At 63.8% G+C, this 21,963-nt stretch carries 19 protein-coding genes; 7 read left to right on the top strand and 12 right to left on the bottom strand.

Translation table 11 applies throughout. The features are described from left to right. Positions 1-115: 115 nt before the first annotated feature. The 4 genes from ACFFJ7_RS18825 to ACFFJ7_RS18810 all read right to left on the bottom strand — a co-directional run bounded on the left by ACFFJ7_RS18825 (position 116) and on the right by ACFFJ7_RS18810 (position 5,006). Entirely contained in the window at positions 116-1,351 is a 1,236-nt protein-coding gene (locus ACFFJ7_RS18825; RefSeq protein WP_166950092.1) for an arginine deiminase, read from the bottom strand. Between the two features lie 26 nt (positions 1,352-1,377). After that, entirely contained in the window at positions 1,378-2,811 is a 1,434-nt protein-coding gene (locus ACFFJ7_RS18820; protein WP_166950094.1) for a basic amino acid/polyamine antiporter, read from the bottom strand. Positions 2,812-3,193: 382 nt separating this feature from the next. Next, on the bottom strand, positions 3,194-4,255 hold the full coding sequence (locus ACFFJ7_RS18815; RefSeq protein ID WP_377594401.1) for a helix-turn-helix domain-containing protein: 1,062 nt from the start codon (positions 4,253-4,255) through the stop codon (positions 3,194-3,196). An 88-nt stretch (positions 4,256-4,343) separates the two neighbouring features. Next, positions 4,344-5,006: a Crp/Fnr family transcriptional regulator gene (locus ACFFJ7_RS18810; protein ID WP_343042517.1), complete on the bottom strand. Its 663-nt coding sequence runs from the start codon at positions 5,004-5,006 to the stop codon at positions 4,344-4,346. Positions 5,007-5,345: 339 nt separating this feature from the next. Here ACFFJ7_RS18810 and ACFFJ7_RS18805 point away from each other — a divergent pair, with 339 nt between their 5' ends. The 7 genes from ACFFJ7_RS18805 to ACFFJ7_RS18775 all read left to right on the top strand — a co-directional run bounded on the left by ACFFJ7_RS18805 (position 5,346) and on the right by ACFFJ7_RS18775 (position 13,774). After that, on the top strand, positions 5,346-6,878 hold the full coding sequence (locus tag ACFFJ7_RS18805; protein WP_377594426.1) for an arylsulfatase: 1,533 nt from the start codon (positions 5,346-5,348) through the stop codon (positions 6,876-6,878). Between the two features lie 87 nt (positions 6,879-6,965). Next, positions 6,966-7,991, top strand: a complete 1,026-nt coding sequence (locus ACFFJ7_RS18800; protein ID WP_377594399.1) for an HAD family hydrolase — start codon at positions 6,966-6,968, stop codon at positions 7,989-7,991. Positions 7,992-8,049: 58 nt separating this feature from the next. After that, positions 8,050-9,069, top strand: coding sequence for a SphA family protein (locus tag ACFFJ7_RS18795; RefSeq protein WP_377594397.1), 1,020 nt, complete (start codon positions 8,050-8,052; stop codon positions 9,067-9,069). 86 nt (positions 9,070-9,155) lie between these two features. Further along, positions 9,156-10,079 (top strand): formylglycine-generating enzyme family protein, encoded by a 924-nt coding sequence (locus ACFFJ7_RS18790; RefSeq protein WP_377594423.1) that lies wholly within the window; start codon positions 9,156-9,158, stop codon positions 10,077-10,079. Between the two features lie 275 nt (positions 10,080-10,354). Beyond that, complete coding sequence (locus ACFFJ7_RS18785; protein WP_377594395.1) at positions 10,355-10,954, top strand: histidine phosphatase family protein; 600 nt, start codon at positions 10,355-10,357, stop codon at positions 10,952-10,954. Between the two features lie 145 nt (positions 10,955-11,099). Continuing rightward, complete coding sequence (locus ACFFJ7_RS18780) at positions 11,100-13,112, top strand: BTAD domain-containing putative transcriptional regulator (RefSeq protein WP_377594420.1); 2,013 nt, start codon at positions 11,100-11,102, stop codon at positions 13,110-13,112. Between the two features lie 164 nt (positions 13,113-13,276). Then, a complete protein-coding gene (locus ACFFJ7_RS18775; protein ID WP_166950111.1) occupies positions 13,277-13,774 on the top strand; it encodes a cupin domain-containing protein in 498 nt (165 codons plus the stop codon). Positions 13,775-14,023: 249 nt separating this feature from the next. Here the strand turns inward: ACFFJ7_RS18775 and ACFFJ7_RS18770 are convergent, their stop codons facing one another. The 8 genes from ACFFJ7_RS18770 to purU form a co-directional block, all read right to left on the bottom strand. Beyond that, positions 14,024-14,362 (bottom strand): P-II family nitrogen regulator, encoded by a 339-nt coding sequence (locus tag ACFFJ7_RS18770; RefSeq protein WP_166950113.1) that lies wholly within the window; start codon positions 14,360-14,362, stop codon positions 14,024-14,026. Between the two features lie 195 nt (positions 14,363-14,557). Next, positions 14,558-15,865 carry an ammonium transporter gene (locus ACFFJ7_RS18765; RefSeq protein WP_377594417.1) on the bottom strand — a complete coding sequence of 436 codons (1,308 nt, stop codon included), beginning with the start codon at positions 15,863-15,865 and terminating at the stop codon, positions 14,558-14,560. Positions 15,866-16,139: 274 nt separating this feature from the next. Continuing rightward, positions 16,140-17,180, bottom strand: coding sequence for a heme-dependent oxidative N-demethylase family protein (locus ACFFJ7_RS18760; protein WP_377594393.1), 1,041 nt, complete (start codon positions 17,178-17,180; stop codon positions 16,140-16,142). Positions 17,181-17,202: 22 nt separating this feature from the next. After that, complete coding sequence (locus ACFFJ7_RS18755) at positions 17,203-18,168, bottom strand: PDR/VanB family oxidoreductase (protein WP_377594391.1); 966 nt, start codon at positions 18,166-18,168, stop codon at positions 17,203-17,205. Then, on the bottom strand, positions 18,165-18,773 hold the full coding sequence (locus ACFFJ7_RS18750) for a dimethylamine monooxygenase subunit DmmA family protein (protein ID WP_377594390.1): 609 nt from the start codon (positions 18,771-18,773) through the stop codon (positions 18,165-18,167). Before ACFFJ7_RS18750 ends, ACFFJ7_RS18755 begins: the two co-directional genes overlap by 4 nt. An 11-nt stretch (positions 18,774-18,784) precedes the next feature. Then, complete coding sequence (locus ACFFJ7_RS18745; RefSeq protein WP_377594388.1) at positions 18,785-19,918, bottom strand: aminomethyl transferase family protein; 1,134 nt, start codon at positions 19,916-19,918, stop codon at positions 18,785-18,787. Positions 19,919-20,017: 99 nt separating this feature from the next. Continuing rightward, positions 20,018-20,917: a bifunctional methylenetetrahydrofolate dehydrogenase/methenyltetrahydrofolate cyclohydrolase FolD gene (gene folD / locus ACFFJ7_RS18740; RefSeq protein ID WP_377594387.1), complete on the bottom strand. Its 900-nt coding sequence runs from the start codon at positions 20,915-20,917 to the stop codon at positions 20,018-20,020. A 3-nt stretch (positions 20,918-20,920) separates the two neighbouring features. Beyond that, positions 20,921-21,805: a formyltetrahydrofolate deformylase gene (purU, locus tag ACFFJ7_RS18735; protein WP_166950126.1), complete on the bottom strand. Its 885-nt coding sequence runs from the start codon at positions 21,803-21,805 to the stop codon at positions 20,921-20,923. Between the last annotated feature and the right edge of the window lie 158 nt (positions 21,806-21,963).

Raw genomic sequence — 21,963 nt, 5'->3', positions numbered from 1 at the left:
CAATCGCCCGCTCTGAAAGCACAGGTCCCGCAATCAGGGAGGTTCATAAGCAATGGCTCCCGACGCGCTTTCCAGTTCAGCGAAACCGGAAAGCGCTCCGAAGAGCCCTGTCCGCTCAGTAATCGACGGGATCGCGGATAATCGGGCAGGTCATGCAATGGCCGCCGCCACGACCACGGCCAAGCTCGGAACCATCGATGGTGATGACCTCAATCCCCGCGCGGCGCAGCAGCGTGTTGGTGTAGGTGTTGCGGTCGTAGGCGAACACGACCCCCGGGGAGGCGCAGACGAGGTTTGCGCCCGAGTCCCACTGGGTGCGCTCGCGCATGTAGTCGTTGCCGCCGGTCTCGACGACACGCAGTTCCTTGAGGCCCAGCGCCTCGCGCACGGTCTCGATGAGCCCCTTGTCGCGGGAAAGCTCAAGCCCGCCGTTGCCATCCGGACGGTAGGAGAAGCACTGGATGCTGTTCACGATGTCGGGGTAGATCAGCACGCAGTCACGGTCGGCGAAGGTGAACACCGTGTCGAGATGCATGGCCGCGCGCAGCTTCGGCATCGCGGCGATGATGACGCGCTCCGCCGCGCCTTGCTCGAAGAGCGCCTGTGCCGCCTGGCTGATCGCCTGACGCGAGGTGCGCTCGCTCATGCCGATCAGCACGTTGCCCTTGCCGATCGGCATCACGTCGCCGCCTTCAAGCGTGGCGAGGCCCCAGTCCCTGGTCGGGTCGCCCCACCAGACCTTCACCTTGCCGGCGAAGTCGGGATGGAACTTGTAGATCGCCGTCGTGAGGATGGTTTCCTCATGCCGCGCAGGCCAGAAGAGCGGGTTCAACGTCACGCCGCCATAGATCCAGCAGGTGGTGTCGCGGGTGTAGATCGTGTTCGGCAGCGGCGGCAACAGGTATTCGTTCACGCCGGCCGCGTCGCGGATCAGTGCCAGCGTGGCGCCGCCGATCGTGTCGGGAAACTCGTAGGTCGAGAGGCCGCCGATCAGCGTCTCCGCGAGCTGGCGATCCGGCAGTCCCTCAAGATAGGAGCGTACCTCGTCCACGAAACCGAGGCCGATCTGGTTGGGCACGACCTGATTGTCGAGGATCCACTGCTTGGCTTCCGGAATCGCGAGGATCTCGGTCAGCAGGTTGTGCTTTTCCACTACCTCGATACCGCGATCCCGCATCTTGGTGATGAAATCGAAATGGTCTCGCTTGGCGACATCGACCCACAACACGTCGTCGAACAGCAAGGCGTCGCAATTGCTGGGGGTCAGTCGCTGGTGAGCGCGGCCGGGCGCGCAGACCAGAACCTTGCGCAGCTGGCCAACCTCGGAATGAACGCCGAAATTCGTTTCCATAGCTAAGCTCCGATTTCTTATTCTGTTCAGGGAGATATGGTGCCGGTGAGAAGGCCGTAGGCGCCCACGAGGCCCGCGGTGACCGTGACGCCGAAGATGACGAGTTCCACAGGGGTGAACAGCGACACGTTCTGCTCGCGCCGCGCCCAGACATAGAGGATGGTGCTGGGCACGAAGAGCACGGCCACGAGCAGCACGTATTTCAGGCCAGCGGCCACGAACATGAACAGCGTATAGATGACGGCGATCCAGGCGAATATCTGGTCGCGTCCGCGCTCTCGCGGCGTGGCCTCGTAGCCGTCTCCGCGCCGGGCGACCAGCACGCCGTATCCCGCCACCAGCAGATAGGGCAGCAGCGCCGTCACGCTCGTCATGTTGAGCATGAAATTGAACGCATCGCTGGACCAATAGGTCGAGATCACGAACAGCGAGACGACGATGTTCGTCAACCACAGCGCATTGGCGGGCACGCGGTTGGGGTTCTGCGCCGCGAAGAGCCTGGGCATGTCCTTGGACTTCGCGGCTGCGAACAGGACTTCGGCGCAGATCAGCGACCAGGCGAGGTAGGCGCCGAGCACCGAGATCAGCACGCCGACCGAGACGAAGATCGCGCCCCATCGCCCGACGATGACCTCAAGAGCACCGGCGAGCGACGGATTCGCCACGCCCGCGAGCGTTGCGCGCGGCATTGCGCCAAAGGGCAGCAGCGTGACGGCCACCATGAGGCCCAGGACAGCGGCAAAGCCGAGAATCGTCGCGGTTCCGACGTCGGCGCGGGTCTTGGCGAAGCGCGAGTAGACGCTCGCGCCCTCGATGCCGAGGAAGACGAAGATCGTGATCAGCATCGTGTCGCGCACCTGCAACAGCAGCGACTTCTCGGGCATGCCGACACCACCGAAGAAATTCTCGGAGAACTGGGCGTAGTTGAACGCGAAGATCATCAAGAGGATCGCGACGATGATCGGCACGATCTTCGCTATCGTCACGACGGTGTTGACGAAGGCCGCCTGTTCGACGCCCCGCAAGATCATGAAGTGGAATGTCCATATGCCGGCAAGCGACACGAGGATCGCGATCGGGCTGCTGCCGTCGCCGAAGATGTAGGGAAAGAAGTTTCCGAGCGTGGAGCCGATCAAGACCCAGTAGAAGACGTTGCCGAAGCAACTGCCGAGCCAGTAACCGAAGGCCGACAAAAAGCCCGCATAATCGCCGAAACCGGACTTGGCATAGGCGAAGACACCCGAGTCGATGTCCGGCCGCTTTTCAGCGAGAAACTGGAAAACACGAGCCAGCATGTACATGCCCGTTCCGGCGACGATCCAGGCGATGATCGCGCCGAAAGGCCCCGTCGCAACGCCGAAACGACCGGGCAGGTTAAAGATGCCGGCCCCGACCATCGAACCGACAACCATGGCTGTCAGCGCCGGTAACGACATTTTCCCTGTTGTTTTGGACGCCATTCCTACCCCCGAATATTGTTGTATCTTTTCGTATTATCTGCACCTTAGCCAGAAAACGGCCAAGCGTCTCATTAATTCGCGCCACGCCTTTCGGCTTGTCCCATCTTCGACGGACGGGAGCCCCTGTCCCGCCCCGTCGAACCAGTCGCGCCTGACCGCTACGCCTGATCGGGGCCAAATGCACACGCCGATCGCACCCCATGTTTCAATCTCCGGTTCTGCGCCGCGTAAGCAACTGTAATGCGGCATCCGTAGCCGGTTTAAGGACGATTCCCGCCTGCGGAACAGGTGCTCGGGTGGCTGGTGCAAAGCTGCCGAACGCTGTGCAAAGCCTCATACGGAACAAGAGGGGCGATCTGCCGAAATGAGGCCCGGCCGCCTGCTATCCGCGGGGCTCCCTGGTCCGGCCCAGCAGCGCGGAGATGTCGTTCTCGGAGCCTGTGACTTCCGGGTGCGAGGGCTGCACCATACGGATGCCCATGCGTGTCGCCGTGCGCACGTCTCCGGGCGAGCAGTTGAACTGCCGTCGAAATGCGCGGTTGAATGCGGATGTATTGTGGAAGCCGCGCTTTTCCGCCAGCTCGGCTATCGGGATATGGTTGAGACCCGGGTCCGTCAGATCGGCATATATTTTGTTCAGCCGGAGTGTCTGGATGTATTTCGCGACGCCGCCGCTTTCCTCGAAGATGCCGTAGAGGACTGACCGCGACACTCCGGAAAGTTGAGACAGCCGTTCAGGGGTCAGGCGCGCCGACCACAGATTCGAGCGAATGATCTGGCGCACCTGATCGCGCAGGAGCGCTGGATCGAACTCACGCAGAACGTCGCCGGGCGCCGCTTCCACCTGAAGGCAGGCGACGATCATCCCGTGAAGCGCGCGCGCAAAACGGTCGCGATCCCGTTCGTCGGCATGAGGGAGGCGATTGGCCAGCGAAATCAGGAAGTCGGCCAGCAGGTCGGCTGCGCCTGCACGAACGGGACCGCTGCCGTAACGCGAGAAGTATTGCCACAGCTCCGGAATTTCGCCGCGGGGGATGACGACGCTGACCCAGCCCGCGGGTGACCAGTGGTCGACAAACGCTTCCGCGAGGGTATCGAAAACGAGGGTGCCGTCGGAAGCAACATAGTGCTGTTCATCCGTTCGCGACGCCATCTGCCCGTTTCGCGTCACACGAAGCATCCAGTCGTCGAGATCATCCCTTGCAATATGACCACGATGCCTGACGATATTCACCTCACTGGATTTGCCGTCCATGACGATCATGTTGCCGAGGGTCCAGTGTTCCACCCGCAGAGAGCAGAACCGGCGCTTCTCCGGAGCAACAAAGACGTCGGCGGCGCTCGCATAGAAGTCGAACAGGGCGTCATAACGGTCGTCGGGCTCCAGTTCGTCCAGCTCGAAGCAGTATGATGACAGGGGCAGCGGCTCATCAGGAGCATTCATGGGTTCGCTCGCGTTGGCTTTCGGTCAGGGTAGTTTGTCCATTAGAATATGCCCTGTTTACGTTGAAACAGGATAGATTCCAGCGCTCTCAGCCGCCGTCGCCCTGCGCTGCGAAACGGCGCAACCGTTCCGCGTCGATGATGGTGATGGAACGGTACGTGTTGCTGATCCAGCCCGCGGCGGCGAAACGTTGCAGGGCGGCGTTCACCTGTTTGCGCGAGGCGTTGGCCATCGCGCCGATTTCCGCCTGCGTCAGCGGAACGGGAACCTCGCCGATCCAGGTCGCGCGCTGCAGCACCGCCGCGATGCGGCGCGCCGCCTCGGGGATCTGCAAATCATGAATGACACGCACGAGGACGTCCACGCCCATCATGACGCTTTGCGCGACATACCGGACGACTTCGGCGTCCTGCGCCGCCATCCGGTCGAGGGTGTCGAGGGGGACATGCATCATGGATGTTTCGACGAGCGCGCGCAGTTCGAGCCGTCGCGGCTGACGGGTGAGGAAGCAGCCCTCTCCGGTCCACGCGCCGATGGCACCCAGATGGATCAGCTGCGGTGTGTGATCGGAGGGGGCGATGTTGACGGTCACCGTGCCCGAAACCAGACCGTAGATGCCGCCGAGCGCATCGCCGAGCCTGTAGATGACATGGCCCGGCGCGAAATGTTGCAGCACGCCCTGACTCAGGATCGCGGCCCTGAATTTTTCAGGCTGCATCGAAAGCCAGCCACGTGTGGAGAGAATACTCACGGCCTGTTCTCTTGATACATGCGTCATGAGGCGATTTTCCGGCTGGTCCGCCCGAGAAGGCGGACGGTGAGAGGGACATGGTCGTGCCATTGCGGCGAGGCGATACGGCTGAGTATTGCTTTTCCCGCCCACATGCGAACAATGGCGATAATAAGGCATAATAATTTTCCGGTTTGTCCGTTTCCGGACAGAGTCAAAAGGGCGAAGATGCAATTATGCCATCCGGTTCCGGCCAGTCTCGTGGGCCCGGAGCGATAGTCCAGCCTTATCGCCGTTTGCGACATATGTACGCGAAGGAGGAAATCCGTGAAGCTGACCCACTTGCTGGCGACGGCAGCCATGATCAGCGTCGGCGCCGGGGGCGTTGCGCAAGCGCAGCAGCCGCAACAGGCGCCTCGGCCGAACATCCTCGTCATTTTTGGCGACGATATTGGTCAATCAAACCTCAGCACCTACACTTTCGGCCTCGTCGGCTATCGCACACCCAACATCGACCGGCTGGCCGCCGAAGGGCTGAAGTTCACGGATTACTATGCCGAGCAGAGCTGCACGGCGGGGCGCTCCACCTTCATCACCGGCCAGACGACGCTGCGCACGGGACTGTCCAAGGTCGGCGTGCCCGGGGCCCCGGTGGGCTTGCAGGCGAAGGATATCACCATCGCCCAGGCGTTGAAGCCGCTGGGCTACGCCACCGGCCAGTTCGGCAAGAACCACCTCGGCGACAAAGACGAATTCCTGCCGACGAACCACGGCTTCGACGAGTTCTACGGCAATCTCTACCACCTGAACGCGGAGGAGGAGCCCGAGCAGCGCACCTATCCGCGCGATGAACGCTTCCGCGACCTGTTCAGGCCGCGCGGCGTCATCCGGGCGACGGCCGGCGGCAAGATCGAGGATACCGGCCCGCTGACGAAGAAGCGCATGGAGACCATCGACGACGAGACCACGAGCGCCGCCGCCGACTTCATCGAGCGGCAGGTCGCCGCCGGCAAGCCGTTCTTCACCTGGATGAATACGACGCGCATGCACTTCCGCACCCATGTGCGCGATGACCGGCGCAGCGAGCCCGGCCTGACCGCGCGCACGGAGTACGCCGACGGCATGGTCGAGCACGATGGGCACGTCGGCCAACTGCTGAAGAAGCTCGACGATCTCGGTGTCGCCGACAACACCATCGTCATCTATACGACGGACAACGGCCCGCACCTGAATTCGTGGCCGGATGCCGCGACCACGCCCTTCCGCAGCGAGAAGAACACCAACTGGGAAGGCGCCTTCCGCGTGCCCGCCATCGTCCGCTGGCCCGGCAAGATCGAGCCGGGATCAGTATCGAACGAGATATTCTCCGGTCTCGACTGGTTCCCGACGCTGTTGGCTGCCGCCGGAGACGCCGAGGTGAAGGACCGCCTGAGCGAGGGCTGGGATGTGGATGGCCGGACGTACAAGGTGCATCTGGACGGCTACAACCAGCTTCCCTACCTCACCGGCGAGCAGGAACGCGGCGCCCGCAAGGAGTTCCTGTACTTCAACGACGACGGCGAGTTCGTCGGCATGCGCTACGAGAACTGGAAGATCGTGCTCGCCGAACAGCGCGCCACCGGAACGCTGCAGGTGTGGAGCGAACCTTTCACGCACCTGCGTATTCCCAAGCTGTTCGATCTTCGCGCCGACCCCTTCGAGCGGGCGGATATCACCTCCAACACCTATTGGGATTGGGTGTTGTCGCAGGTCTATGTCCTGAACATCGCCCAGATCGCCGCGCAGCAGTATTTCGCGACGTTCAAGGATTTCCCGCCGAGCCAGCGGGCGGCCTCGTTCAATGTCGACCAGATCGTCGAGCAGATGAACCGTCAGATCGAGACGGCCAACTGATCGTCTCCGTCGCGGCGGGCGGCGCTTCTGCGCCCCCGCCGTGTCATATGCCCTGTTCGTGTCCGCAGCTTTTATGAGGGAGGCGTCATGCCGGACCGGTTTGCTTTTCCTTCCCGCCGCCTGTTGTTGTCCGGTCTTGCCAGGACGGCGCTCTTGCTCGGCATCGCCACCGCCCCGCAAGTCGCTGCGGCCGGGACCGATCCGCTTCCATCGTGGAATGCCGGTGCGGTCAAAAGCGCCATCGTATCTTTCGTCGAACGTGTCGCGGAGGAGGGAAGCCCGCACTTCGTCGCTCCTGAGGATCGGATTGCGACGTTCGACAACGACGGCACCCTGTGGTCCGAGCAGCCGTTCTACTTCCAGCTCGCATTCGCGCTCGACCGCATACGGGAGCAGGCAAAGGCCGATCCGGCGCTGGCGGAAAAAGAACCTTACAAAAGCGTGCTTTCCGGCGATCCGGAAAACCTCGCCGCGCTCGGCGAAAAAGGGCTGGCGCAGATCCTGGGGCTCACCCACGCCGGCCTGACTGTCGAGGCGTTCGATGCGCAGGTGCGCGCGTGGCTGGCCAGCGCGCGGCATCCGCGCTTCGACCGCCCATATACCGATCTCGTGTTTCAGCCGATGCTCGAACTGCTGGCCTATCTGCGCGCCAACGGCTTCAAGACCTATGTCGTATCCGGCGGCGGCATCGACTTCATGCGCCCGTGGATGCTGGACGTCTACGGTATTCCACCGGAGCAGATCATCGGGTCGAGCGGCAAGACGGCATTCAGGATAGACGGCGACAAGCCCGTGATCGAGAAGCTGCCGGAGGTCGAGTTCGTGGACGACGGTCCCGGCAAGCCTGTCGGCATCAACCGCTTCATCGGCCGCCGGCCGATCTTCGCAGCTGGCAACTCCGACGGCGACCTGCAGATGCTGCAATGGGCGACGCTGGGGGAGGGGGAACGCCTTGCCCTGATCGTCCATCATACCGATGCGGAAAGGGAGTGGGCCTACGATCGTGCATCGCACGTCGGCAGGCTCGACAAGGCGCTGGACGAGGCGGGGAAGCGCGACTGGCAGGTCGTGGACATGAAGAACGACTGGAAGACTGTCTTTTCATTCGAGTAATCGGCCTGATTTCAGGCATCAATCTGCTACGATCCCGTAACAACCGCGAGATATACGCATGGGCGAGGATGACGTGCCGCACGACCGATATCGCAGAATCAAGGTGAGGCTGTCGCGTATTGCCGTGCCGTGCGTCGGTGCGGCCGCCCTGTTCGCCGTTTGCGGCCCGGCCCCCGTTCGCGCGGCGGAAAACGGGGTGGGCATGTATCTGCTCGGCAGCCGGGGGCCGATGGCGGGTTTCCTGCCTCCTCCGGGCTTCTATGTCCAGAACGATTTCTATTTCTATGACGGCGACCTGAGTGCCGGCAAATCGTTTCCCGCTGGCGGGCGCGTGGTGTCCGACGTCAAGGCCCAGGCCCGCACCAACCTGCTGAGCGGTACCTGGGTCCTGCCCCATGAAGTGCTTGGCGGAAACGTCGCGATCGGCGCCATCCTGCCTTTCGGGCGGACCGGCGTGACGGCCGGGCTTGATGTCGATGCGCCCCGTCTGGGCATCGACGCCTATCGCTCGCTGCGGGATAAGGCGACCGTGTTCGGCGACCCGGTGGCGACGGCCTCGCTCGGCTGGCATGCCGGCAAGTTCCACTGGAACATCGCCGGCATGCTGAACGTGCCCGTGGGCGATTACCGCGACGGGCAACTGGCCAACCTCGCCTTTCATCGCTGGGCTGGCGACATTTCGGCTGCGGTGACGTGGCTCGATCCCGAAAAGGGGCTCGATCTTTCGGTCGCGGCGGGGTTCACTTTCAATGGCGAAAACCCCAAGACCGACTATCGCACCGGCACCGAATTCCATATCGAGTGGGCCGTCACCCAGTTTCTGAGCAAGGATTTTTCCATCGGCGTCGTCGGCTATCACTACGAGCAGTTGACAGGTGATGGTGGGCGCGGCGCGCGGCTTGGTTCCTACAAGGGGCGGGTGACGGCGGTGGGCGGCTCGGTCGGCTACAACTTCACGGTTGGCGAAGTTCCGGTCTCAACGCGCCTCAAGGTGTTCCGCGAGTTCAACACCAGGAACCGCATGGAGGGCACCGCCGGCATCGTCACGGTGGCGCTGCCGCTGGCGACCGGGCAATAAGGGACGAGGAGCCGTCGGGCATGAGAAAGCCTCTCGCGAAGCCGCGCAATCGCAACGCGCCAGCCGATCCGGCTCTGCTCGGCGAGATGGCCTGGATCGCTGGCGGCACCTTCCGCATGGGGTCTGACGATCATTACGCGGAGGAGAAGCCCACGCACCGGGTCACCGTCGAGGGATTTTTCATCGACGTGACGCCGGTCACCAATCGCCAGTTCCGCGCTTTCGTCGAGGCGACAGGCCATGTCACCTTCGCCGAGAAAGCTCCGGACCCAAAAGATTATCCCGGCGCGCTGCCCGAAATGCTGAAGGCGGGCTCGCTGGTGTTCAGCCCGCCCGATCATCCGGTCGATCTGCGCGACTGGAGCCAGTGGTGGCAGTTCCGTTTCCGCGCCAACTGGCGCCGGCCGTATGGGCCGGGCAGTTCCATCAAGGGGTTGGACGATCATCCGGTTGTGCACGTCGCCTATCATGACGCTGTCGCCTATGCCGCGTGGGCGGGTAAGGAACTCGCGACCGAGGCCGAATGGGAGTACGCCGCGCGCGGTGGGCTCGATGACGCCGAGTTCGCATGGGGCGCTGAACTCTGTCCCGGCGGCCGGCAGATGGCCAATACATGGCAGGGACAGTTCCCGTTCGAGAACCTCGCGCTCGACGGCTACGAACGCACCTCGCCGGTGAAGACGTTTCCGCCAAACGGTTACGGGCTCCACGATATGATCGGCAATGTCTGGGAATGGACGGCGGATTTCTGGTCGACGCACCATCCGGAGGACGCGCCGAAAGCCTGCTGCATACCCGTCAATCCGCGCGGCGGGCCGGAAGAAGCGAGCTACGATCCCGCCCAGCCGCAAATCCTCATTCCTCGCAAAGTGCTGAAGGGCGGTTCGCATCTATGTGCGCCCAATTATTGCCGCCGTTACCGGCCTGCCGCCCGCCATGCCGAACCCGTTGACACGTCTACGAGCCATGTCGGCTTTCGCTGTGTGCGCCGCGTGCCGCTGACGGATTGAGCCCATCCGGGACGGGTCCTCGCCGGCGGCTTTTGCCTTGAGTGCCGGACCATGGTTTCGGCGCGGTCGTCTCCCCATGCGCATCACGTCGCCTGCGGCATGGCGCTGTCGTTGAGCAGGAAATCCAAGCATTCCCGTTGCTCAGCTTCCCGCAGCGGCCTCTATGGGCGAGGTATGGAATAGCGTTGCGAAGGGGGGTGTTTCAGGATAAAGCGGCCCTCGGCCGACTGCCTTGGAATGTCTCGGCAGCCGGTATCGTTCGTCGGTGGTCAGCCATGTCTCGAATTGCCCGGTACCTTACCCATCCGCAGGTCTTGATCGATCCCGCCAGGGAGGTTCCCCGCTGGTCCCTGAGCGACGTTGGACGTGCCCGTGTCTCGGCTCTGGCATCGCGCCCGGGCTTGCTTTCGGAAACGAGGCGCGTGATCAGCAGCGATGAAACCAAGGCGCTGGAAACAGCCTGCCCCCTGGCTCGGGCTTTGGGAGTCGAGGTGGAGGTGCGCCCCCGGATGCACGAGAACGATCGTAGCGCAACCGGCTTCCTGCCGCCTCACGAGTTCGAGAAAGTGGCAGACGAGTTCTTTGCGAACCCGTCCCGAAGTGTTCGTGGATGGGAAGCCGCCGAAGACGCGCAAAAGCGGATTGTTGATGAGGTCGATACCTGCCTGAGGGGCGGCACGGACGGCGATGTGCTGTTCGTCGGGCATGGCGGCGTCGGCACGCTTCTGTTCTGTGCCTTGTCGGGTAACAGAATAGATCGTCGTTTCGATCAGGGGCCGGGAGGTGGCGGCTGCTGGTTTGCGTTCGGTATCGAACACCGCAAGCCGACACACGGCTGGCAGCCTATGGAAATGCTGACATCCGCTTTCGCATGATCGCCCGCTCTTCCGCCCGCATCCGGGTCTGCAGTCGCGGTGTTCGCAGTGAGACTCAACCGTGAGCCTTCCACCGCACGACCGGGTTCTCGCGGAGGGCCGCTCGTCGGTATGGTGAGCGGGGAGGAAACCCGGGGTGGGAACCATGCAAAACGCCCGTGACGACAGCGGATCGACGATGCCGGTGTTGCTGCTTTTGGGAAACGCGCGCATTCGTACGGCCGCGGATGAGGGCGTGCCGCTGACCGAAAAGCTTGCGCTACTCGCGGGCTATCTGGCGACATCGACGACGCGCGGTCGCCGGCGCGGGCAGATAGCCGAGCAGCTCTGGCCGGACCGGGGCGAGGAACAGGCGCGCGGCAGCCTGCGCAACGCCTTGTCCCGGCTGCGGGCGATCGGTATCGGTGTCTCGACGGATGGCGACGTCGTGGCGCTTGCGCACCTGCCCACCGATATCGCCCAACTCGCCGAGGCGGCGCTTGCGCCGGTGGATGTCGACACGGCTATGGCCCTGTCGTCGCCCTTCCTCGACGGGATAGAAGCACCGGGGTCGGAGATACACGACTGGCTGGTTTTTGAACGGGCGCGCCACCGCACGCTGGCGCAGCGTGCGCTTGCGCTCGCCAGCCAGGCCGCGTCGGAGCGAGGAGAAAAGGCTGAGGCGCTGGCGGCCGCATCGCTGCTGCTCACCCTCGACCCCTGCCGCGAGCGCAGTCACCGGCTCCTCATGCGGCTCCATGCCGCCGCCGGCGACCGCGCGGCGGCGCTCACCCAGTTTCGCGCATGTTGCGAGATCCTGAAGGTGGAGCTGGGCGTCACGCCCTCGGAGGGGACGCTGGCGCTGGCGAGGGAGCTGTCGGGTGACGGAAGCATCCCGTCATCGTCTGCCCCGCGCGGCGGGAGCGCCGCGCCGGTGCCGGCGGCGCGGCCTTCGGGAGCGGCAAGGCCCGCGTGGGAGTTTCGGCTGTCCGTCGCCGTCCTGCCTTTCGTCCATGACGAGGGCGATCCGGATCAGCGCTTTCTCGCTGAAGGCATCGCCGACGACATCACCACGGAACTGACCCGCCACCGCGACTTTCTGGTGATCGCGCGCCCGTCGAGCCTGCGGTTCACGCTACCCGCCGAGGCGGCACGCGATCTCGGGGTGCGCTACGTCGTGACCGGCACCCTGAGGGTTGGTGCCGGCAAGGTCAGTCTTTCCGCCGGGCTGGTGGACGAGGTGTCCGGCCGCCACCTGTGGGCGGTGCGCCACGAAGGGGTGATGGACGATTTCTTCGTCCTGCGGGATCGGATCGTGGCGGAACTCACGACCGGCCTCGACGCGGAAATCCGGCTGGCCGAACGGGAGCGCGCGGCGAGCGGGCCGCCGGCCGATCTCGGCGTCTGGGAACTGTTCCATCGCGGGATGTGGCATGCCTATCACTTCGAAGCAGGCGAGATCGCCCGTGCGGAGGCCTGCTTTTCCCGTGCCAGCGCGCTGGCACCGGAATTTGCCTTGCCCCATGCGGGGCTCGCCTATGCGGCTGTTCTGCGCATCGCGCTGCTGATGGAGCTGGATACCCAGGCCGGCGTGACCCGTGGTATCGCCCACGCCAGCCGGGCGTTCGAGCTTGATCCGTCGTCGCCTTTCGTCCTGGTGATGCTCGGGCGGCTTCGCGTTCTTGCCGGGGATATCGGCGGCGGGCTCGACCTGCTGAGCCGCGCGCGCGACCGCCATCCGTCCTACGCCCACGTGCATTATTGTCTCGCGCTCTCCCATCATGCCGCCGGCGAACCGGCCCTGGCGCTGGAGGCCGCGGACATGGCGCTGAGGCTATCCCCCCGCGATCCCTTGCTGCCGATGTTCCTGACCGCGAGAGCGGCCAGCTGCTACTTCATGAATCGCCTGGAGGAGGCCGAGCGCGGCGCGCGCGAGGCGCTGGCGGTCAAGCGGGGCGAAGCGTGGGCGTTGATGGTTCTGGCGCTCGTGCTGGCGGAGACGGGCCGCTGCGACGAGGCGCGAGACTTGCTCTCCGGTTCCGGCGGGGCGACGCCCGGCCTCCAGCCGGCGACCATCTGGCCGATGATCGCAAGGGCGCTGCCCGCCGGCGGGCGCGCCCGGGCCACCCGTGCACTTGCCCTGATCGGGCTGCCCCCGCCGGATGATCAGCCGGCGTGAAATTGCGCATCGCTGCATTTTTAACGGTCGTGAGACGCCACAGTGACGCCGGTCTCGCGCCGCGCTGACGGCCATCGGCGAGAAGGAGCCCATGCCACGGCCGCCGGATGTCGGTCGGGCTCCACCTCCCGGCCCGGCGCCGGCTCACGACAGGGACAGCCACCATGCAACTCATCAGGAACAACACGCGCTTGGACAACACGACCGGTGCGGACTACTCCGCCTGGTTCCTCAACACCCGCATCACCATCCGCCTGTCGGCGGCCGATGGCGACGACGGCATCAGCATCATCGATCACTTCATGCCTTATGGCGAAAGCCCGCCGCTCCACATCCACCACAACGAGGACGAGATCTTCCATGTCCTGGAAGGCACCATGCGCGTCCGGATCGCGGGGGAGGATAGTATCCTGCGCGCCGGCGACATCGCGATCGCCCCCAAGGGCGTGCCCCACAGCTTCCGCGTCGAGAGCCTGTCGGGCGCGCGCTGCCTGACGATCTGCCGGGGGCACGATTTCGAGACGCTCGTGGCGCGGGCGAGCCGCCCCGCGACGACTGCGGGACTGCCGCCGGTCACGGCGCTGTCCGACGAACAGATCGTCGCATTTGCTACGCTGTGCGCCGCCAATCACATCGATCTGATCGGCGGTCCGCTCGATTGATCCTCCGGGTGCCCCGATCCGCTGGGCATCGGCGGTACCCTTGTCCCTGCCTCGTCTGCGGTCGGCGAGGCAGGGTTCGGAGAGCACCTGCGCGGTCCGTCCGGCACAGAACGGCGTCCTGCCCCGGAGCGCCTGCATGATCTTGAGCCCGACCTGCGGTTCGATCGCCCGGATCAGCGCGGCTTCTCCCGGACGCCCGACCACGTTGAGGCAGAGATGGACGCCGCGGGATATGGACTTCCGCTTGGTTCAGAGCGCGTCGACGCCGGTTTCGCCTGTACGTATGCGGACGGCTTGCTCGACGGCGCAGACGAAGAGCTTGCCGTCGCCGACCTTGCCCGTGCCGGCGGAGTGCCGGATCGCCGCCAGCACCTGATCCACGAGTTCGTCGGCGACCACGGTTTCCAGACGGATCTTGGGCAGGAAGTTCACGACATATTCGGCGCCCCGATACACTTCCGTGTGCCCTTTCTGGCGACCGAAACCCTTGACCTCCGTCACGGTGATGCCGGTCACGCCGGCCTCCGTCAAAGCTTCTCGCACAGCGTCGATCTTGAATGGTCGTATGATGGCGGTGATCAGTTTCATGTTGCGTTCCCCAATAGTTGTGAGATACGGCGCGCTTAGCTTAGTCGGGGGCGATCTGGCTGGAGTGCTTTTGTCAAAGACAGAAACACTCCAGCATTTGCCTGTGGCAGAAAAAGCTTCGCTTTTTCAACGTTCAAACGTCGCGCGGGCTCAAGAGTTCTTCAGCTCCTTGCTTCAAACAAAATGAGAAAAACTCTATGCGTTATAAGCGCTTTCATGGTGGCTCGTGATGTCGAGTCCCTCTTCCTCGTCTTCCTGCACGACGCGGAGACCGATTGCCCAATCGATCAATTTTAGGATGACCCAGCTCAAGGCCAGGCAGTAGACGATGGTGAATACGACGCTTGCGGTCTGCACCAGCAACTGCCGCCCGATGTCGAGACCCTCGACGGTGCCGCCCAGCGACGGCGCCGCGAACAAGCCGGTCAGGATCGCGCCGACGATGCCGCCGACACCGTGCAGTCCGAACACGTCAAGGGTGTCGTCATAGCCGAAACGGTGCTTGAGATCGGTGATGGCATAGAAGCAGGCAACGCTGGTGAGAAGCCCGATGACGATGGCGCCACCGGCGCCGACGAAGGCGCAGGCGGGCGTGATGCCGACGAGGCCCGCCAGCGCGCCGGAGGCAACCCCGAGCGCGCTCGGCTTGCCTCTTGTAAGCGTCTCCATCAGCGCCCAGCCGAGGATGCCGGCACAGGCCCCCAGCTGTGTGTTCAGCATGACGAGACCGACCTGGCCGTTGACGGCAAGCCCCGAACCGATGTTGAAGCCGAACCAGCCCACCCAGAGCATGCTGGCGCCCGTCAGCGTAAGCACGAGATTATGAGGGGGCATCGGGATCCTCGGATAGTTCGTGCGCTTGCCGAGCACGAGGCAGGCCGCGAGCCCCGCGACGCCCGAGTTGATATGGACGGCGGTCCCGCCCGCGAAGTCGAGCGCTCCCCAATTCACCATCAGCGCGCCCGGCCCGCCCCAGACCATGTGCGCGACCGGCGCGTAGCAGAAGGTGAACCACAGGGCCAGAAAGAGGACGGAGGCGGAAAACTTCATGCGTTCGGCGAACGCGCCGGCGACGATCGCCGGGGTGATGATGGCGAAGGCCATCAGGAAGACGATCAGCACGCCTTCGGGAACGCCGGAGGCGGCCGCCTGCGGGTCGACACCGGCGAGCAACGCCTTGTTCAGCCCGCCGACGAAGCTGTTGAACGAATACTCGCCCTCGACCATGCCTGCCGTGTCCACGACCAGGCTGTAGCCGTAGATCACCCAGAGAACGCCGATGACGCCCGCCGAAACATACATCTGCACGAAGATCGAGAGCACGTTCTTGGCGCGCACGACGCCGCCGTAGAACAGGGCGAGCCCGGGCAGGCACATCATCAACACGAACAGCGTCGCAGTCAGCAGCCAGGCTGTCGTTCCGGTATCGATCTCGCCGGTTGCGGCGTGGGCGGTGGAGGAAACGCCGAGGAAGGCGGCAGCGATGAGCGCCCGCGAGATCATCGACGGCCTCTGCCGTGACGGATGCGGGACGGCACGGCAATCATCCACCGTGGCCCGTTTCTTCATTGCAGGCTCGCGTTCAATGTCGTTGCCGGAGCAGGCACCGGCGCTTTCAGCATCAACCATTCGTATGTTCCCCTGTTTATCTTGAACGTGTCATGTATTCCTCCGCACGTATCCTCCCAGTGCCGCCAGGCGTTCTGCCTTTCCGGCTTTTTATTGTATTATTATTTGTCGAGCCCGTTATGGCGCCGGTCCTGCCCGCGGCGCCGTCTCAGTCCGGCCAGATTCCCGGTGAGGTCGGAGCGCCGTCGTCATGGCGGGAAAGCCATTCGACGGTGGTGTCGCGGTAGCGCGTCATGCCCTTGTAGTCGACCAGTTCCTGCGGCAGCGTCTTGAGCACCCTGTGAAAACGCCGTGCCCATTTTGGAACGGTGACGAGTTCCTCCATGCTCATCAGGTAGCAGCGGATCACGAACAGCATCGCGTTCGAGCGCGGCAGCCGCCATAGAGTTTGCAGCTCGACGCGCAGGTGCACCTTCCGGCCGACATTGACGGGCGTCACAGTCGTCCGGTCGCGCCCCCACTTGTGGTAGTTTTCGGGGCTGGTATCCAGGCGCGGATTGACGGTCATTGTCCAGTTGAACCGGCGCACGGGCTGGCCGAGCTGGAGGTTCAGGAGAAACTTCAGTGCCCGGTCGAAAATGCCCATCCCGTGAGCGAGGGGAACGGGGCCGTGCCATTCCATGAAATTCATGCCGACGTCGAAATCCAGCGACCAGTCCGCCTGTGTGGTGACGAGCCCGGCGTCCATCCAGAGATTGTTGTCCCGCTGGTCGACGATGCACAGGTCGCCTTGCGTCTGCCGGCCGATATACTCCAGCGGCTCATACGGGAGTGTCTCGCGGGCGCCGAATGTGAAAGTGTCGTCGATGCCGAGTGGCCGGTTGATCCATCGCCACCGGTCACCGTTCCTCGTCAGCGAGAAGTGTTCGGGATATCCGGCAGCCTGCTGCTCCATGAGGAGTTCGAGAACGTCCCACTGCGCCTGCATCATATGCGGCAGGGCCTGGTAGCGCAGCGGATCTTCCTTGAGCACGAGTGCCCGGTCGGCCATTTCCGCGACGTAGTGCTCGTCCACGTCGATCAGGCTTTCGCAGATGGTGCCCTTCCGTCCCGGTACGTGAGGCTCGATGTTCACCGAGTACGCATATTCGTCCCGATCGAACGGAAACGGGAAACGGTGAATATTGGCGGGACTGTTCCGGTAGGTGAAATCGTCGCGGAAGGTTTCCTGCCTGAACATGATGGCCATGGCTTGGCTCCCTCTGTCGTTATCAAAGATCAAGGGACAGTCTCGTGCCTTCGAAGCGCGAGACGCAGATCATGATCTTGCGTCCTCCCGCTTTCTCGTCGTCGGACAGGTAGACGTCATGGTGAAGAAGTTGGCCGTCGCAGGCGATGACGGACGTCTCGCATTGGCCGCATGCGCCTCCCCGGCACAGGCAGGGGGCATCGATGCCGGCGGCCTCGACAGCCTCCAGAATGCTCTCATGCTCGCCCACATGCACTGTAATGCCCGAGCGGATGAGTTCGACATCGAAGGGCTTGCCGCCCGCCGGCGCGAGGAAGCGTTCCGTATGCACGTTGGCCGCCGGCCAGCCGGTGTTCCGTGCGGCGTCGAGCACGCAGTCGGTCAGCCTGTCCGGGCCGCAAACATAGACATGCGTGCCGAGCGGCTGATTTTCGAGCAGTGTCGCGACGGGCAGAACCTGATATTCGGCGCTGAAATATGGCTTGATACGATGTGCGCCGTAGTTTGCGACGAGATCCCGCCAATAGGCGCCGTGAGCACGGGAGCGCATGGCGTAGTGGAGTTCGAAGGGCACATTGTCGTGGGCGAACCCGGCCATCATCGCGATGAACGGTGTGATCCCGATGCCGCCCGCGATGAGGATATGCTTGCGTCCGCGCTTGTCGGCCGGGAAGAGGTTGACGGGATGGCTTATGGTGAGTTCGTCTCCCGCCTTCAACACGTCGTGTATGAAGGCGGAGCCGCCGCGCGATTTCTCGGCGCGCAGCACGGAGATGGCGTAGTATCCCCTGTCGTCGGGCTCCGACATCAGCGAATAGGGATTGCGGCGAATGCGTCCGCCATCGTTCATGGAAACGACGACATGCGCGCCCGGCGAAAACGGCGGTAGCGGCCGGCCGTCGGGACGTTCCAGCCGGACCCGCTTGATACTCTCGGCGACGGGTTCTATCTCGCTGACGCGCACAGGTATCGTGGATGTAGCGCTCATTGGAACACCTCCTCAGGCGTCCGGCTGGCCGACACGGGCTCCTCCGCGTCGATGCAGACTCCCTGAAACGCCCCGAGGCGCTTCGAGTAATGATCCCTGACGAGAAGGTTCAGCCCGCAGTGGCTGCATGCGAAGGGGCTTTCGCTCACGTCCTCGGTGATGCCCTTGCAATGCACGCACTGGACGCGCCGGGCGGCCGATCCGCGATGCTCCGTGAGAACTGTGCCGGCATCCATGCCGAAGCCGGCGGCGACGTTCATGCACCGACCGATGAAACCCTCGCCACCCGCCACGTAGAGCCTCGTGCCCATCGTCGCCCTGGAAAGGCACCCTCGCAGCCGGAAAAGCAGCGTCTCGACAGTCGGCGTTTGCCGGTACAGATCCGGCTTCAGTCTTGCCAGCGCTTCGTCGTAGCCCCGGGCGGCGGCGTTCGCAGCCGCGTACAACACCTCGCAGCGATCGAAGAACGCCTCGTCGAGCGCCGGAGCCTGCGCCAGAAGCGCGAGCGCGCCTTCTCCCTCCAGGGCGAAAAGATGCCGGCGCGCGAACAGGTCCACTTGTATCCCGCCATGGACCGGGCGGCTCGTGATGCCTTCCACCAGCATGGCAAGTCCCCTCAGCCGACGGCGGTTCGCTTCTTCTTGTCGGGATCGTCGAAGGTGATCGTGTGGGCGATAGCCTTGGCGGCGAGCGACTTGCCGCGGACTTCCAGCGGCGTGCCCTGCACGGCCTTGTCCACGTCGAGACGGGCGATGGCCATCGAACGGCCCGTGAGCTTCGAATAGCAGGGGCAGGTAATCACGCCGACCTTCCGGTCGTCGGCCCAGACCTCGTCCCCGGCGCCGGCGGGACCGTCGGCGTCGATCAGCAGCCCGAATATCCTGAAGCGCTCCCTGCCCTTGAGGCGCCAATGCTCCTCCGCACCGCGGAAACCGGTCTTGCCAGGGCTCACCGTGAAGGCAAGGCCAAGCTCCCAAAGGCTGTCGCCGGGAGGTTCGTCCGCGAAGGGATACATCTGCGAATTGTCGTAAGGATAGAACAGCAGGTAGCTTTCGACCCGCAGCATGTCGAGGACGCTGAACGAGACGGGGATGATGCCGAGTTCCGCGCCTTCCCCGACGATGTGATCCCATACGGCGGGCGCGTCCTGCCCGCGCACGAAGATCTCGTAGCCGCGCTCGCCGGTGTAGCCGGTACGCGAGATCATCGCGGGCAGGCCGAACAGCGTGGTCTGGATGTGATGGAAGTATCGCAGGTCGCGGATGCCCGGCACGTGCCTTTGCAGGTACTCGACGGCGAGGGGGCCCTGAAGCGAGAGATTGTGCAGATCGTCGTCGAAAAGAACGGCGCAGTTTCGCCCTGCGGCCTGCTTGACGACCTCCTCATGGCCGGAGCCCGATCCGTGCACCAGCATCCAGGCGTTCGGCCCCGTGCGATACACGACGCAGTCCTCCGTGAAATGCCCGCGATCGTTGAGCATGCAGGCGTAGACGGATTTTCCCGGATATACCTTGTTCAGGTCCCGCGTCGTTATCGCATCCAGCACGGCGATGGCGTGCGGGCCGACGAGGTGAACCTTCCTGAGACCCGACACGTCCATGAGGCCGGCCCGCGTGCGGACGGCGGCATGTTCCTCGTAGATGTCCTTGTCGTATGTCCAGGCGGTACCCATGCCGTTCCAGTCCTCAAGCCTGGAACCCAGGGCCCGGTGCCGGTCCGCAAGGGCGGAAAAGCGCCATGTTGCAGTCATGATGTCCGTCTCTCTGGTTTATTATTGAGAATATTTATTTCTTCACTATATGCGCGATTTGCTGCGGCGCAAGCGGAATTTCCCCGCGACGCAGCATCGTCAGAAGGTCGGCGGCGTCAGCCCGCTGGCGCGGTGGGCGGCGATCACCGTATTCGCCATCAGCATGGCGATGGTCATGGGACCCACGCCGCCGGGCACCGGCGTGATGGCGGCGGCGAGGTCGGCGCATTCCGCGAAGGCGACGTCGCCGACGAGGCGGGTCTTGCCCTCGCCCCGTTCGGGTGCGGGAATGCGGTTGATACCGACATCGATCACGGTCGCTCCGGGCTTCACCCAATCGGCCTTTACCATCTCGGGACGGCCCACGGCCGCAACGAGGATGTCCGCGTTGCGGCAGAGGGACGGGAGGTCACGGGTGCGCGAGTGCGTAACCGTCACCGTGGCGTTGGCGTGCAGCAGCAACTGCGCCATGGGCTTCCCGAACAGGTTCGAGCGTCCGATCACGACGGCGTTGAGGCCCGACAGGTCCGCCCCGTGTACCTGGCGGACGAAGACCATGGCGCCCGCTGGCGTGCAGGAGACGAGGCCGGTGGCAAGATCGCCCGTCGCCAGCTTGCCGGCATTGATGACGTGGAGGCCGTCGACGTCCTTTTCCGGCCGGATCGCCTGGATGAGCGGCTCCGGGTCGAGATGCCCCGGCAGCGGCAGCTGGACGAGTATGCCATGGATGGCGTCGTCGTCATTGAGCATCCGGACGAGAGCGGCGAGTTCTTCTTGCGTTGTCTGCGCGGGCAGCGTGTGTTGGACGGAGTTGAAGCCGCATTCCTTCGCCATGCGGCTTTTCGCGGCCACGTAGGTGTGGCTTGCCGGATCGTCGCCGACGATGACGACCGCCAGGCCTGTCGTCACTCCGCGTTGCTGTTGCAGCGCGAGGGCTGCCGTTTTTACCGCCGCGGTCACGGATGCGGCGACCTGCTTGCCATCGATGATGTCAGCCATGGCTTAGCCCATCCGCTCGGACGCATAGCTGCCGGGGCTCGCCGGGAAAACGACGGTGCGGTTGCCGTTGATGAACGTCCGGTGGTGGATGTGCGCATGAATGGCGCGCGCCAGCACCTGGCTTTCGACATCGCGACCGATGGAGACATAGTCATCGGGGCTCTGCGCATGGGTGATGCGGGCCGTGCCCTGTTCGATGATCGGACCCTCGTCGAGGTCCGCGGTCACGTAGTGGGCTGTCGCGCCGATCAGCTTCACGCCGCGCTGGTAGGCCTGTTTGTAGGGATTGGCGCCCTTGAAGCTCGGCAGGAAGGAGTGATGGATGTTGATGATGCGGCCCGACATCTCCTCGCAGAGTCTGTCCGACAGCACCTGCATATAGCGGGCGAGCACGACGAGTTCCGTTTCCGTCTGCCGGATGACGTCGAGCAGTTGCGCCTCGGCTTGCGGCTTGTTCTCCTTCGTCACCTTGATGTAGTGGAAGGGAATATCGTGATTCACGACCAGCTTCTGGTAATCGAAGTGATTGGACACGACGCCGACGATATCGATCGGCAGCGCGCCGATCTTCCAACGGTAGAGCAGGTCGTTCAGGCAATGGCCGAAGCGCGAGACCATCAGCATGACTTTCATGCGGTCCCTGGCGTTGTGGATGTTCCATGTCATGCCGAATGTTTCGGCGATCGGACCGAAGTCCTCGATCAGCGCCGGACGGCCGACACCTTCCTCGGAAATGAAGGAGATACGGATGAAGAACCGCCCCGTATCGAGGTCGTCGAACTGCGACGAGTCGATGATGTTGCAGCCCTTGCCGGCAAGATAGGTCGATATTGCCGCCACGATTCCGCGTGTGGACTTGCAGGTGACAGTGAGAATGAATGTTGTCATGGCTCTCTCTCAAGGCGGCGGGAAGAGCTTTTCGCGCCTGCCGCCGGATCGGGGGAAGCGGCCTCCGAAAGGGGTTCCGTGCGCTCAAGCGTACGGGGTGGGATGACAATCGGGGAAAGTCATCCCGTTCAGGCGCGGGGAAGGCGATCCGTGACGCA

Origin of the sequence: Pseudochelatococcus lubricantis, from assembly GCF_042432495.1 — a bacterium.
In the GTDB taxonomy this organism is placed as follows: domain Bacteria; phylum Pseudomonadota; class Alphaproteobacteria; order Rhizobiales; family Beijerinckiaceae; genus Pseudochelatococcus; species Pseudochelatococcus lubricantis.
Note: the sequence above shows the minus strand (reverse complement) of the source record. Positions and strands in the feature narration are given on the sequence as shown.

Bases quoted from the DNA above. Each gene is read 5' to 3' on its own strand.
- ACFFJ7_RS18750 (WP_377594390.1), bottom strand. From the start codon at position 18,773: ATGCTGGTGGAAGGCATCACGAGCCGCCCGGTCCATGGCGGGATACAA.
- ACFFJ7_RS18805 (WP_377594426.1), top strand. From the start codon at position 5,346: ATGATCAGCGTCGGCGCCGGGGGCGTTGCGCAAGCGCAGCAGCCGCAA.
- ACFFJ7_RS18775 (WP_166950111.1), top strand. From the start codon at position 13,277: ATGCAACTCATCAGGAACAACACGCGCTTGGACAACACGACCGGTGCG.
- ACFFJ7_RS18755 (WP_377594391.1), bottom strand. From the start codon at position 18,168: ATGAGCGCTACATCCACGATACCTGTGCGCGTCAGCGAGATAGAACCC.
- purU (WP_166950126.1), bottom strand. From the start codon at position 21,805: ATGACAACATTCATTCTCACTGTCACCTGCAAGTCCACACGCGGAATC.
- ACFFJ7_RS18780 (WP_377594420.1), top strand. From the start codon at position 11,100: ATGCAAAACGCCCGTGACGACAGCGGATCGACGATGCCGGTGTTGCTG.
- ACFFJ7_RS18815 (WP_377594401.1), bottom strand. From the start codon at position 4,255: ATGAATGCTCCTGATGAGCCGCTGCCCCTGTCATCATACTGCTTCGAG.
- ACFFJ7_RS18785 (WP_377594395.1), top strand. From the start codon at position 10,355: ATGTCTCGAATTGCCCGGTACCTTACCCATCCGCAGGTCTTGATCGAT.
- folD (WP_377594387.1), bottom strand. From the start codon at position 20,917: ATGGCTGACATCATCGATGGCAAGCAGGTCGCCGCATCCGTGACCGCG.
- ACFFJ7_RS18760 (WP_377594393.1), bottom strand. From the start codon at position 17,180: ATGGCCATCATGTTCAGGCAGGAAACCTTCCGCGACGATTTCACCTAC.
- ACFFJ7_RS18795 (WP_377594397.1), top strand. From the start codon at position 8,050: ATGGGCGAGGATGACGTGCCGCACGACCGATATCGCAGAATCAAGGTG.
- ACFFJ7_RS18825 (WP_166950092.1), bottom strand. From the start codon at position 1,351: ATGGAAACGAATTTCGGCGTTCATTCCGAGGTTGGCCAGCTGCGCAAG.
- ACFFJ7_RS18800 (WP_377594399.1), top strand. From the start codon at position 6,966: ATGCCGGACCGGTTTGCTTTTCCTTCCCGCCGCCTGTTGTTGTCCGGT.
- ACFFJ7_RS18770 (WP_166950113.1), bottom strand. From the start codon at position 14,362: ATGAAACTGATCACCGCCATCATACGACCATTCAAGATCGACGCTGTG.
- ACFFJ7_RS18790 (WP_377594423.1), top strand. From the start codon at position 9,156: ATGGCCTGGATCGCTGGCGGCACCTTCCGCATGGGGTCTGACGATCAT.
- ACFFJ7_RS18820 (WP_166950094.1), bottom strand. From the start codon at position 2,811: ATGGCGTCCAAAACAACAGGGAAAATGTCGTTACCGGCGCTGACAGCC.
- ACFFJ7_RS18765 (WP_377594417.1), bottom strand. From the start codon at position 15,865: ATGATCTCGCGGGCGCTCATCGCTGCCGCCTTCCTCGGCGTTTCCTCC.
- ACFFJ7_RS18745 (WP_377594388.1), bottom strand. From the start codon at position 19,918: ATGACTGCAACATGGCGCTTTTCCGCCCTTGCGGACCGGCACCGGGCC.